The following is an 11,444-nucleotide window of genomic DNA, read 5'->3' as shown; positions in this document are numbered from 1 at the left end:
ACGGCTCGCCCGCCTGGCCTCACCGCTCACAGGCCCGCACGGCACAGCCCTGTGGGGGCACGACGGCCCACCCGCAAACGCCCGTACGAGCGCACCGCGCACCCACCGCAAGCCCGCTGGGCGTGCCACTGCCGCGGGAAACCCGCCCCGCACGCACCGGGAGAAGCCCCCGCCTACTCCCGGGGCGACGGGGTCACGGCAGGCTCCACGACCTCGACCGACGGCTCGGGCACCACCGGCGCCACCGGAGCCGGCGCCACCGAGGCCGCGGGGACCGCCGGACGGCGGCGCCAGAACGGCAGGGCGACCACCACCATGGCGACGCCCACCAGCCCCGCCACCGCGAACGCCCACTCCGGCCCGTGCCCGTCGATGACGGCACCGGCGATGGGGGCCGAGGCGGCGCCGCCGATCAGCAGCGCGGTGCCGTGGAAGCCCATGGCCTCGCCTCTCGCCCCGCTGGGCACCCACCGGCTGAGCACGTCGACCGTGGCCGACAGCGAGGGCGCGCAGAGCAGGCCCGCGGGCAGGAGGGCGAGGATCAGCCAGTGCCAGCCGCCCTCGACCAGCGCCACCGGGACGGTCAGCAGGCCCATGGAGGCGATCAGGACCAGGGGCGACAGGCCCCGCGACAGCCCGCCGTACACGAAGCCGCCGACGAGCGAGAACACGCACCAGATGGCCACGGCCAGGCCGACCCACGCGGTCTGATTCGCGTCGGTCATGGTGGCGACCAGCGACAGCTCGGTGGCGGTGAGCACGAACGTGGCCGCCGCCGTGGTGCCGAGCAGCGCCACGAACGCCGGCGTGATCCACTGCCGCCTGGGCACCTTCACCGCCCGCTCCACGAGCTCCGCGGCCGAGCGGGTGGGCGGGTTGAGCACGATCAGCCCCACGCCCGCCATCGACATGCCGGCTCCGATGACCGTCATGGTCACGCCGCTGCCGAGCGTCGTGATGCCCGCCACGGCGAGCGCGGGCCCCATCATGTACGACAACTCGACCAGCATCGAGTCGAGCGCGAACCCGGTGCGCCGCTGCGGAACCGGCACCATGGCGGCCAGGCACTGCCTGGTCACGCTGAACACCGGCAGCGCCAGCAGCCCCGCCAGCGCCGCCGCCGCGACCAGCGCCGGGAACGGCAGCGCCCACGCGCACGCCCAGAACGCCGCCTGCGCCACGGTGGTGACGGTGAGCACGGGACGCAGGCCGTGCTTGTCGACGAACCTGCCCGACAGCGGGGAGCCGATCGCCATGCCGATGGTGCTGGCCATGGCGACCACCCCCGCGGGGGCGTAATCGAGGCCCATCACCTCGGCCACGTGCAGCGTCAGCGCCATGCCGGTCGCCGTGGACGGCACCCGGGCGAGCAGCCCCACCAGGAGCAACGTGGGAACGCCAGGCAGCTTGAGCAGTTGCCGGTAAGGATCCAGAGCCATTTTTGTTCGTTACCTCCGCGTTGATTGTGGCAAGAGGCACCGACAGTTTGGCCACAGGTTTTCTTGGGCCCGGCGAATCACGCATGACATCATCAAAGGGAGTCCGGGGACGCCGCTGGGGCGCCTCGAGACGTTTCTGGAGGGTTAACCCATGTCCTCTTCAACCACGTTGTACGGCGGCGTGTCAGGACGCCGTGTCACCGTACGCGATCTCACCGCCGCCAAGGAGCGCGGAGAGCGGTGGCCGATGCTCACCGCCTACGACGCGATGACGGCCCGGGTCTTCGACGCGGCGGGCATCCCGGTCCTGCTGGTGGGCGACTCGGCGGCCATGGTCGTCTACGGCTACGACTCCACCCTGCCCGTCACGGTCGACGACCTCCTGCCCCTCACGGCGGCCGTCGTACGCGGCTCGTCGCGCGCGCTCGTGGTCGCCGACCTGCCGTTCGGCTCCTACCAGTCCTCGCCCCAGCAGGCGCTGGAGTCGGCGGCCCGCTTCATGAAGGAGGCGGGCGCCCACGCGGTCAAGCTGGAGGGCGGCCGCCGGGTCCTGCCGCAGGTCGAGGCGCTGGTCTCGGCGGGCATCCCGGTCATGGCCCACCTCGGGCTGACCCCCCAGTCGGTCAACGTGCTGGGCGGCTACCGCGTCCAGGGGCGGGGGCAGTCGGGCGACGAGCTCATGTCGGACGCCAAGGACCTGGAGCGGGCCGGGGCGTTCTCGGTGGTGCTGGAGTGCGTCCCGGCCGATCTGGCGCAGCGGGTGACGACGTCGCTGGCGATCCCGACGATCGGCATCGGGGCCGGGGCGTCGACGGACGCGCAGGTGCTGGTGTGGCAGGACCTGATGGGGCTCACGCCGCGCCCGGCCCGGTTCGTCAAGCGGTACGCGGACCTGGCCGGGGACATGGACCGCGCCGTCCGCGCCTTCGCCGGCGACGTGACCTCCGGTGCGTTCCCCGCACCGGAGCACACCTACAGCTGACCGGCCAGCCGGTCAGCCCGTCAGCCGGTGACCAGTGTGGCGGGGTCGGTGTTGGAGCCGCACACCACCACGGCCACCCGCTCTCCCGGCGCGGGCGCGTAGACGCCCGACAACAGCGCCGCGTAGGCGGCCGAGCCCGCGTGCTCGGCCGCCACCCGGTGCCGCTCCCAGAGCGTACGCCGGGCCGCCACGATCGCCTCGTCCGTCACGAGCACGCTCTCCACCCGAGGCCCGGACAGGACCTCGAAGGCCAGCTCACCCAGCTTGGTGGCGCCCAGGGCGTCGGCCGCCACGCCGCCGACCTGCACCGGCACCGGCCGGCCCGCGCGGAGCGCCTCATGAAGGGTCGGGATCCGCTCGGGCTCGACGGCCACGATCCGCGGCCCGGCATCGCCGGAAGCGCCGGACGTGCCCAGCGTGATCCCGGCCCCGAAGCCGCCACCGCCGACCGCCACCAGCACCGTGTCCACCCCGCCGGTCTGCTCCATGAGCTCCAGCCCGGTCGTCCCCTGCCCGGCCACCACCTCGACCTGGTCATAGGCGTGCACGGAAAGCGCCCCGGTCTCGGCGGCCCGCTTGGCGGCGGCCTCGGCCGCCTCGGAGTAGATGGCGCCGACCTGCGTGATGTGCGCGCCCAGCGCCTGGAGCCCGGCCACCTTCACCGGGCTGGTCACCTCGGGCACGAAGATCTCCGCCCGCACCCCGAGCGCCCGGGCGGCGAACGCCACCGCCAGCCCGTGGTTGCCGCCGCTGGCCGCGATCACCCCGGTGACCGGCAGCGCTCCGGCGGACAGGATGCGGTTGAACGCCCCGCGTACCTTGAAGGACCCCGAGTGCTGCAGCAGCTCCAGCTTGAACCAGAGCCCGGGAGAGACCTCGAGGACGGGCGTGCGCAGCACGCGCCCGTCGATCCGTCCGGCCGCCGCCAGCACGTCGGCGTGGGTCACTGTGGTCAACGTTCCCCCTCAGTCGTCCCGACCAGGCTATGCCAGTGCCTGGGTCACGTCGGCCCACAGGTCCTCGGGATGCTCGATCCCGACGGCGATGCGCACCGTGCCCTCCCCGATGCCGCTGCGCCGCAGCTCGTCGGGGCTGAGCGCGCGGTGCGAGGTGCTGGCCGGGTGCAGGACGAGCGTCTCGACACCGCCGAGTGAGGGGGCCAGCAGCGCGACGCGTACGGAACTCATGAACTTCTCCCCCGCCGCCCGCCCGCCGGCCAGGTCGAACGAGAACACCCCGCCGAACCCCGACAGCAGCTTGCCCGCCAGCTCGTACGAGGGATGCGAGGCCAGCCCCGGCCAGTGCACGGCGGTGACGGCGGGGTGCTCGGCGAGCCGGGTGGCCAGGAGGTGGGCGTTGGAGCAGTGGCGTTCCATGCGCAGCGCGAGCGTCTGCAGCCCGCGCACGGTCAGCCAGGCCGCGAACGGGTCGGCCGAGGCCCCCAGCTCGATCGCGAAGTGCCACACCTTGTCGTGGAGCGCGGCCTCGGCGAAGACCGCGATCCCGCCCACGACGTCGGTGTGCCCGGACAGGTACTTGGTGGTGGAGTGGAGGACGATGTCCGCCCCGTGCTCGATCGGCCGGCACAGCAGCGGCGTGGCGAAGGTGTTGTCCACCACGGACAGGATCCCCAGCTCGCGGGCCGCCGCGCACATCCCGGGCAGGTCGGCCACCAGCGTCATCGGGTTGCTGATCGTCTCCAGGTAGACGAGCCTGGTCTCCGGCCGGACGGCGGCGCGCAGGGCGGCGGGGTCGTGCTCGGGCACGTACGTGACGCTGATCCCGAACCTGCCCACCAGGTCGTTGATCATGGCGGCGGTCCCCCCGTAGAGGGAGCGCTGGGCCACGAGGTGGTCGCCAGGCTTGAGCAGGCCGAGTAGCACGGTGTTGATCGCGCCCATGCCCGAGCCCGTGGCGATGGCGCCCGCGCCGCCCTCCAGCCCGGACACCGCCAGCTCCAGCGAGCGCACCGTCGGGTTGGAGTAGCGCCCGTACACGAACGCCCCGTCCGGCCGCCCCATCGCCTCGGCCATCACGGCGGGGTCGTCGAAGGTGAACCCCGAGGTCTGGTAGATGGGCACGGTGATCGGGCTGCTGCCCTCGATGGTGGGCCGCGGCACGTGCACGGTCTTCGTCTCAGGACGCAACTCTGGGTGGGAGGGGTGGAAGTCGCTCATACCACCAAGGATCACTCGCCAAGGGATCCAACGTCAGAGCCAATACGCCAGAATTGGTCCATGAATGGGGCCAATCTCGATGATCTCGTCGATCTGCTGGGCCGGTGGGCGTCGGGGCGCGGGCCGCTGTACCTGCTGCTCGCCGCCCGCTTGCGGGCGCTGATCGACGACGGGGTGCTGCCCCCGGGCCAGCCGCTGCCGCCCGACCGGGTGCTGGCCAGGCGGCTGGCGGTGGGCCGGGGCACGGTGGTGGCCGCGTACGACCTGCTCCAGCAGGAGAGCCGCGTGGTGCGCCGGCAGGGCAGCGGCACCAGGGTGGCCGAGCTCCACCTGCCCGCCACGAGGACGGCCGACGGCGTGCCGGCCAACCCGCTGCTGCAGCACATCCTGCACCCGCCGGACGACGTGGCCCTGCTGACCTGCGCCGCCCCGCAGGACCCGCCGCCCGCGATGTTCGAGGCGTACGCCGAGGCCGGGGAACGCCTGGCCAGGGTGCGCGACCTGGGCTACCAGCCGGCGGGGAACCCGGCGCTGCGGGCGGCGCTGGCCGCGTACTACACGGGGCGGGGGGTGCCGACGGCGCCGGAGGAGATCGTCGTGACGACGGGCGCCCAGGGGGCGCTGACCCTGCTCGCCGGGCTGCTGGTGTCGCCGGGCGACACGGTGATGACGCAGACGCCGACGTACCCGGGCTCGCTGGAGGTGTTCCGGCACGCGGCGGCGGTCGTCCGATCCGCGGCGAGCATCGAGAACCTGCGCGAACGTCCCGCGCTGGCCTACTTCGTCCCGACGGCCCGCAACCCGGACGGCGCCGTCATGGACCACCCCTCCCGCAGGCGGCTGGCCGAGCTGGCGGTCAGGCACGACGTGCCGCTGATCGACGACGAGGTGTGCGCCGAGCTGTGCTTCTCGGGCGAGACGCCGCCGCCGCTGGCCGCGTTCGCGCGGGGCGAGCAGGTGATCACGGTCGGCTCGCTGAGCAAGCTGGTCTGGGGCGGGCTGCGGGTCGGCTGGATCCGCGCGGCGGCGCCGCTGGCCTCGCGCCTGGCCCGGCTGCGCGCGGTGCACGACCTCGGCGGCGAGATCTTCAGCCAGTACGCGGCCGTCGCGCTGCTGCGCCGCCTGGACGAGGTACGCGCCTGGCGGGTCGGCAAGCTGCGCGCCCGGCACGACCACCTCTGCGCCGAGCTACGGGCCCGACTGCCGTCCTGGACGTTCGAGCCCGCGCTCGGCGGGCAGACCATCTGGGTGCGCATCCCGCGCGGCGACGTCGACTCCTTCGCCCAGGTGGCGCTCAGGCACGGGGTCGCGGTGCCGCCCGGCAGGTCGTTCGATCCGGTGGGCGGGCACGCCGACCACATGCGGCTGCACTTCCTGTTCCCGGAGGAGGAGCTTTCGCGAGCGGTGAACAACCTGGCCGTGGCCTGGGCTTCCTTCGACGGGGCGGGGCGCACGGTCTCCCGTCACACCTTGGTCGTCTGAAAGGGTGGGTCACATGCAGACGACGTTCGTACTCGTGCACAGCCCCTCCGTCGGGCCCTCGACGTGGGGTCCCGTGGCCGAGTCGCTTGAGCGCCGGGGACACGCGGCGGTGGTGCCCGACCTGACCGGGGTCGCGACGGGCGGGGCGCCCTACTGGCCGCGGATCGTGGAGACGGTGCGCGCCGCCACCCCCGACACCCCGGTCGTGCTGGCCGCGCACAGCAACGCCGGGTTCTTCCTGCCCGCGATCAAGGAGGGGCTGGGCGAGCGGGTGGTGGCCTGCGTGTTCGCCGACGCGCACATCCCGCCGCGCGAGGGCCTGGTCAGGACGGCCGAGGAGGGGTTCCTGCCGTTCCTGCACGACCTGGCCGGCCCCGACGGGGTGTTGCCCCGCTGGACCGACTGGTGGGACGAGGAGGACGTGGTGGCCATGCTGCCCGATCCCGCCGTGCGCATCCGGGTGGCGGCCGAGCAGCCGCGGCTGCCGCTCGACTACTACACGCAGGCGATCCCCGTGCCGGCCGGGTGGGACGACGTCAGGTGCTCGTGCCTGTGGTTCGGCCCGCCGTACGACGGGGTCGCCGAGGAGGCCGCCCGCCGGGGCTGGCCGGTCACCCGGGTGCCCGGCATGCACCTGCACCAGATCGTCGATCCCGAGGCCGTCACGGACGCGCTGCTGAAACTCTCCCGGAAGTCCTGAACACCGCACCGGCCCGGCCCGCGGAGACCCGGCCGCGGAGACCGCCCCGCCTTCACCCGGCCCCCGGCCCGGTACGCGACCACCCGACCGAGGCGATCGCGGATCAGATGTCGGTGATGCGCAGCCCGGCGTGCGCCTTGTAGCGGCGGTTCACCGAGATGATGTTGGCGGTCAGCGCCTCGATCTGGTGGGCGTTGCGCAACCGCCCGCCGTAGACCCCGCGCACCCCCGGGATGACCTCGGCCAGCGCCTGCACCGTGTCGGTGGCCTCGCGGTCGTCGCCCAGCACCAGCACGTCCAGGTCGACCTTGTCCACCGCCGGATCCATCAGCACCACGGCCGACACGTGGTGGAAGGCCGCCACCACCCGGCTGTCCGGCAGCACGGCCGCGGCCTGCTGCGCGGCGCTGCCCTCCTCGACCGGCAGCGCGTACGCCCCCTGCTTGTCGAAGCCGAGCGGGTTGACGCAGTCGACCACGATCTTCCCGGCCAGCTCGCCCCGCAGGGACTCCAGCAACGCCTTGTGCCCTTCGTACGGCACCGCGACGATCACGATGTCGGCCCGCGCCGCCACGGCGGCGTTCTCGTCACCGGACGCGCCCGCCCCGATGGAGTCGGCCGCCTCCTGGGCACGCTGGGCGCTGCGCGACCCGATGAGCACCGGATGCCCGGCCAGCGCGAACCGCCGCGCCAGCCCCTTCCCCTGGTCGCCGGTGCCGCCGAGGATGCCGATGGAAAGCCCGTTCACCTCTGTCATAGCCAGATCATGTCAGGCCCGCCCGGTCCGGCGACCGGGCGGGCCCGGTGTTCCCCTCTAACAGTTACCGAAGGCGGGCAGCCCCAGGATCCGCAGCGCCAGCCACTCGATGGCCAGCGGGCCGCCCTCGATGGCGCCCGTGACGTGGTCCGGCGCGGGCAGCGCGGCCCAGCGCACGTTCACGCCGGCCCGGCAGTACTCCGAGCGCAGCGTGGACCCGACCGCGAGCGGGATGATCTGGTCGCCCCGCGCGTGGTACAGGAACATCGGCACCCGCGGCGCCGTGGCCCCCAGCCGGTTCTCGGCCAGGCGCACCAGCCACTTGGGCTGGTTGAGCAGGTCGATCGGGCTCAGGTCGGCGAAGCGGAGCCCGGCGAGCTTGCCGAGGTCGCCCACGCAGTCGTCGGCGGCGTCGGCGAGCAGCGCCCGGCCCCGGTCGTTGAGGTCGGCCTCGAGGTCGAGCTCGGGGTAGGCGGCGTCGAGCCCCACCCCGGCCGCCGCGCCCAGGCCGAAGTCGGGGCTGCCGTCCAGGTGGATCGCGACCGCGTGCAGGTCGGCCGGCACCCCGCCGGCCGCCACGCCGCGCAGCCGGAGCTCGGGTGCGTACGACGGCTGGAGCTGCGCGGCCCACCCGGCGGACGCGCCGCCCTGCGAGTACCCCATGACGCCGACGGGCGCCCGGCCGGACAGGCCGGCCCCGGACACGCGGGTGGCGGCCCTGATCGCGTCGAGCACGGCGTGCCCCTGCGAGATCCCGGCCATGTACGTGTGCTGACCGGGCGTGCCGAGCCCCTCGTAGTCGGTCATCGCGACCGCGAACCCCTTGAGCAGGAACAGGCTCACCAGCGCCAGCTCGGCCTCCCTGCCCTGGCTCATGCTGACCGAGGGGGCGCACTGGTCGCCGAGTCCGTGGGTGCCGAACGCGTACCCGATGATCGGGCGCGCGCCGAGCGGGTAGCCGGACTTCGGCACGAGCAGGGTGCCGGAGACCGTGTTGGGCGAGCCGGTGGCGGAGGTGGAGGTGTAGCGGAGGTGCCAGGCGTTGACCGGGACCTCGAGCAGCTTGCCCGGCAGCAGGTAGACGGTGGTGGGCTGGGCGGAGACGACGTCTCCGGGGGCCGCGGCGCGGGCCGGCGCCGCGGTGAGCGACATGATCGATAACAGGATCATGGACATGCTGACGCGCACACGTAAGGTCATGTGCCGCCCCTCTCCGTGAGGACCACTTTGGGACGGCGGCGCCGCGAGCCGATCGTTACCCGAGGGTAACTCAATGTCAAGGCCCGAAATGACCGGTGAACACACCTCGTGTCAATACATCACTCGCGAATCAACCACCCCCCGGATGCCCGTCGGGCACCATGGAGCCATGGACTCAGGATCGGTGGCCCTCCTGCGCGAACTCCTGGCCGAGACCGGCTGGCTCGAACGCGCCCGTGAGCTGGGCCTGGCCCTGCGCGCCACCCGCTCGCCCGGCGGCCTGCTGGTGGTGGGCAGCCCCGACGACGAGCCCTGGCACGTGACCGCACACCTGAGCGACGAGGCAAGGCTCTCCGGCCTGCCCCAGCTCACCCCCACCCTGGTGCGCTGGGCACCGCCCGCCGGCGCGCCCGCCCACCTGGCGGTCGGGCTCGACCGCCTGGAGCGGGCGGCCCGCGGGGAGACGCTGTTCGTGCTGACGGAGCAGCAGGCACCGGTCCCGCTGCTCGAACGCGTCGACGACGCGCGGCGCACGGGGGCGACCATCCTGGCGATCGAGGGCGGCGACCCGGAGCTGGCCGGGCTGGCGCACGACGCGATCGCGGTGCCGCGCGCCGGGCCGGTGACGTTCGACGGGGCACAACACCTGGTGAGCGCGGCGGCCGGCGAGGTGGAGCAGCGCCCGGGCCTGCGCGAGCGCCTGGCCCGCCTCCTGGAGAAGGTCAGCGGCCCCAGGATCACCGACTAGAGCCCCGCCCGGCGGCGGTTCAGGGAACCGGCTCTCCGAGACGTCCGCGCAGCGACGCCTCCAGCGCCGCGGTCGCCTCCTCGATCGCCCCGATCACGACGGCCTGCACGGGGTCCGGCTCCCCCGACCGCGTACGGCTGACCCTGGTGACGGCGTCCAGCCGGCGCGCCCCCACGTCACGTACGTCGCTCACCCGCACCTCCCCCTCCGGCACGTCCAGCAGCGCCAGCGCCGGCACGATCGCCACCCCGTGCCCGGCCGCCACCAGCGCCAGCGTCGGCCCGAACTCGGTGATGACGTGCACCTTGCGCGGCTCGAACCCGTGCAGCCCCGCCAGCCGCTCCAGCGCCTGCCCGCACGCCTGGCTCGGCTCGCTCGCCACCCAGGGCCGCCGCATGAGGTCGGCGACCGTGGACGGCGGGTCGGGCCAGCCCGGGGGCACCACGATGCGGTATTCGTCCACGTAGAGCAGCCGGGTGTTCAGCGACGGCTGCGACAGGACGGGCAGGCTCATGTCCTGCTCGGTGATGAGCACGTCCACCGCCCCCAGCCGTAACTCCTGCAGCGCCGGCTGCCCGTAGATCTCGTGGATGACCGGCGTGATCTTGGGATGGCGTACGGCCAGCTCGCGCATCGCGGGCACCAGCACGTGCTTGATCACGGTGGGGAAGGCGGCGATGCGCACGGGCCCGGCCAGCCGCTCGGTGAACCGGGTGAGCTCCCGCTTGGCCTCGATCAACTCCTCCTCCACCCGCTCGGCGTACCCCGCCAGCACCCGCCCCGCCGGGGTGAGCGAGACGCTGCGCTGGGAGCGGTCGATGAGCGCGAGCCCGACCTCGCGTTCGAGCTGGGCGAGCTGCTGGGAGACGGCGGAGGGCGTCAGGAAGAGCGCCTCGGCGGCCCGCATCACACCACCGCGCCGGGCGACCTCGTGCAGGACGCGCAGCCGCCGAGGGTCGATGTCCATGCAGGTCAGCTTACGCTGGACTTCAGATTTCGTTATTTGTGCTAATCGCCGCGGCTCCCGACAATATCGGCCATGGATCTCCTGCTCGCCGCCGTCGGCTGGATCGGCGCCGCCCTGCTGCTGGCCGGCTACGCCCTCGTCTCGTCATCCCGCCTGTCGGGGGACGGGGTGGCGTACCAGCTCGTCAACCTCACCGGCTCGCTCGGTCTCATGATCAACAGCGCCTACAGCGCCGCCTGGCCGTCAGCCGGGCTCAACCTGGTGTGGGCCGCCATCGGCGTCGTCGCCCTGGTCAAGCTCGCGCGGATGGGGGTGGCGGCCAAGTGATCGTCGAGCTCAGCCACCGCATCACCGACGGCATGATCACCTACCCCGGCATTCCGGGACCCCGGCTGGGGGTGCACCTGAGCAGGGAGGACTCCCGCGAGGTGTACGCGCCGGGCACGGAGTTCCACATCGGCACGATCTTCCTGGCCGCCAACACCGGCACCTACCTGGACACGCCCCACCACCGCTACGCCGACGGCCCGGACCTGTCACAGGTGCCGCTGTCGAAGCTCGCCGACCTGCCCGGCCTGGTCGTGCGCGCCCAAGGGCAGGGCCGCGCGGTGCACGTGGACCGGGGGCTGGACGTACGGGGACGGGCCGTGCTGATCCACACCGGCTGGGACCGCCACTTCGGCACGGACGCGTACTTCCACGACCACCCCTACCTCGCCCCCGAATCGGCCGCCTGGCTGGCGGAGCAGGGCGCGGCGCTGGTCGGGATCGACTCCCTGAACATCGACGACACCCCGCCGCACGGCGAACGCCCCGCGCACACGATCCTGCTCGCGGCGGGGATCCCCCTGGTGGAGCACATGACCGGCCTGGCGGCGCTGCCCGGCGAGGGCTTCCGTTTCCACGCCGCGCCACCGATGGTCGCCGGCATGGGCACGTTCCCCGTCAGGGCGTACGCCGTCGTGCCCTGACCGTCGGGCCCTACCGCGTCG

At 73.4% G+C, this 11,444-nt stretch carries 12 protein-coding genes; 6 read left to right on the top strand and 6 right to left on the bottom strand.

The genetic code is table 11. The features are described from left to right. Positions 1-173: 173 nt before the first annotated feature. Positions 174-1,439 (bottom strand): MFS transporter, encoded by a 1,266-nt coding sequence (locus ACBJ59_RS05330; RefSeq protein ID WP_375109048.1) that lies wholly within the window; start codon positions 1,437-1,439, stop codon positions 174-176. Positions 1,440-1,590: 151 nt separating this feature from the next. On the opposite strand from ACBJ59_RS05330, the gene panB reads away from it, so the two are divergent. Then, positions 1,591-2,421 carry a 3-methyl-2-oxobutanoate hydroxymethyltransferase gene (gene panB / locus ACBJ59_RS05325; RefSeq protein WP_375109047.1) on the top strand — a complete coding sequence of 277 codons (831 nt, stop codon included), beginning with the start codon at positions 1,591-1,593 and terminating at the stop codon, positions 2,419-2,421. 20 nt (positions 2,422-2,441) lie between these two features. On the opposite strand, the gene ACBJ59_RS05320 is transcribed toward panB, so the two are convergent. Both ACBJ59_RS05320 and ACBJ59_RS05315 read right to left on the bottom strand, forming a co-directional pair. Then, entirely contained in the window at positions 2,442-3,368 is a 927-nt protein-coding gene (locus ACBJ59_RS05320) for a threonine/serine dehydratase (RefSeq protein WP_375109519.1), read from the bottom strand. A gap of 36 nt (positions 3,369-3,404) precedes the next feature. Then, positions 3,405-4,598, bottom strand: coding sequence for a trans-sulfuration enzyme family protein (locus ACBJ59_RS05315; protein WP_375109046.1), 1,194 nt, complete (start codon positions 4,596-4,598; stop codon positions 3,405-3,407). 60 nt (positions 4,599-4,658) lie between these two features. On the opposite strand from ACBJ59_RS05315, the gene ACBJ59_RS05310 reads away from it, so the two are divergent. Continuing rightward, positions 4,659-6,080, top strand: a complete 1,422-nt coding sequence (locus tag ACBJ59_RS05310) for a PLP-dependent aminotransferase family protein (RefSeq protein ID WP_375109045.1) — start codon at positions 4,659-4,661, stop codon at positions 6,078-6,080. Positions 6,081-6,093: 13 nt separating this feature from the next. After that, the gene (locus tag ACBJ59_RS05305; RefSeq protein WP_375109044.1) at positions 6,094-6,780 is read left to right on the top strand and encodes an alpha/beta hydrolase; all 687 of its coding nucleotides are present in this window, start codon (positions 6,094-6,096) and stop codon (positions 6,778-6,780) included. 103 nt (positions 6,781-6,883) lie between these two features. On the opposite strand, the gene npdG is transcribed toward ACBJ59_RS05305, so the two are convergent. Together npdG and ACBJ59_RS05295 are read right to left on the bottom strand one after the other, a co-directional pair. Further along, positions 6,884-7,537: an NADPH-dependent F420 reductase gene (gene npdG / locus ACBJ59_RS05300; RefSeq protein WP_375109043.1), complete on the bottom strand. Its 654-nt coding sequence runs from the start codon at positions 7,535-7,537 to the stop codon at positions 6,884-6,886. Positions 7,538-7,594: 57 nt separating this feature from the next. Further along, positions 7,595-8,737: a lipase family protein gene (locus ACBJ59_RS05295; protein ID WP_375109042.1), complete on the bottom strand. Its 1,143-nt coding sequence runs from the start codon at positions 8,735-8,737 to the stop codon at positions 7,595-7,597. 169 nt (positions 8,738-8,906) lie between these two features. On the opposite strand from ACBJ59_RS05295, the gene ACBJ59_RS05290 reads away from it, so the two are divergent. Beyond that, complete coding sequence (locus tag ACBJ59_RS05290; protein ID WP_375109041.1) at positions 8,907-9,485, top strand: hypothetical protein; 579 nt, start codon at positions 8,907-8,909, stop codon at positions 9,483-9,485. A gap of 19 nt (positions 9,486-9,504) precedes the next feature. On the opposite strand, the gene ACBJ59_RS05285 is transcribed toward ACBJ59_RS05290, so the two are convergent. Then, on the bottom strand, positions 9,505-10,452 hold the full coding sequence (locus tag ACBJ59_RS05285) for a LysR family transcriptional regulator (protein WP_375109040.1): 948 nt from the start codon (positions 10,450-10,452) through the stop codon (positions 9,505-9,507). Positions 10,453-10,524: 72 nt separating this feature from the next. Here ACBJ59_RS05285 and ACBJ59_RS05280 point away from each other — a divergent pair, with 72 nt between their 5' ends. Next, the gene (locus ACBJ59_RS05280; RefSeq protein ID WP_375109039.1) at positions 10,525-10,779 is read left to right on the top strand and encodes a hypothetical protein; all 255 of its coding nucleotides are present in this window, start codon (positions 10,525-10,527) and stop codon (positions 10,777-10,779) included. Further along, positions 10,776-11,423, top strand: a complete 648-nt coding sequence (locus ACBJ59_RS05275) for a cyclase family protein (RefSeq protein ID WP_375109038.1) — start codon at positions 10,776-10,778, stop codon at positions 11,421-11,423. Before ACBJ59_RS05280 ends, ACBJ59_RS05275 begins: the two co-directional genes overlap by 4 nt. The last annotated feature ends 21 nt before the right edge of the window (positions 11,424-11,444 follow it).

The organism is Nonomuraea sp. MTCD27 (assembly GCF_041950495.1).
Taxonomy (GTDB): Bacteria; Actinomycetota; Actinomycetes; order Streptosporangiales; family Streptosporangiaceae; genus Nonomuraea.
Note: the sequence above shows the minus strand (reverse complement) of the source record. Positions and strands in the feature narration are given on the sequence as shown.

Coding starts and splice junctions, on each gene's coding strand:
- ACBJ59_RS05330 (WP_375109048.1), bottom strand. CDS start 1,439: ATGGCTCTGGATCCTTACCGGCAACTGCTCAAGCTGCCTGGCGTTCCC.
- panB (WP_375109047.1), top strand. CDS start 1,591: ATGTCCTCTTCAACCACGTTGTACGGCGGCGTGTCAGGACGCCGTGTC.
- ACBJ59_RS05315 (WP_375109046.1), bottom strand. CDS start 4,598: ATGAGCGACTTCCACCCCTCCCACCCAGAGTTGCGTCCTGAGACGAAG.
- ACBJ59_RS05310 (WP_375109045.1), top strand. CDS start 4,659: ATGAATGGGGCCAATCTCGATGATCTCGTCGATCTGCTGGGCCGGTGG.
- ACBJ59_RS05305 (WP_375109044.1), top strand. CDS start 6,094: ATGCAGACGACGTTCGTACTCGTGCACAGCCCCTCCGTCGGGCCCTCG.
- npdG (WP_375109043.1), bottom strand. CDS start 7,537: ATGACAGAGGTGAACGGGCTTTCCATCGGCATCCTCGGCGGCACCGGC.
- ACBJ59_RS05295 (WP_375109042.1), bottom strand. CDS start 8,737: ATGACCTTACGTGTGCGCGTCAGCATGTCCATGATCCTGTTATCGATC.
- ACBJ59_RS05290 (WP_375109041.1), top strand. CDS start 8,907: ATGGACTCAGGATCGGTGGCCCTCCTGCGCGAACTCCTGGCCGAGACC.
- ACBJ59_RS05285 (WP_375109040.1), bottom strand. CDS start 10,452: ATGGACATCGACCCTCGGCGGCTGCGCGTCCTGCACGAGGTCGCCCGG.
- ACBJ59_RS05280 (WP_375109039.1), top strand. CDS start 10,525: ATGGATCTCCTGCTCGCCGCCGTCGGCTGGATCGGCGCCGCCCTGCTG.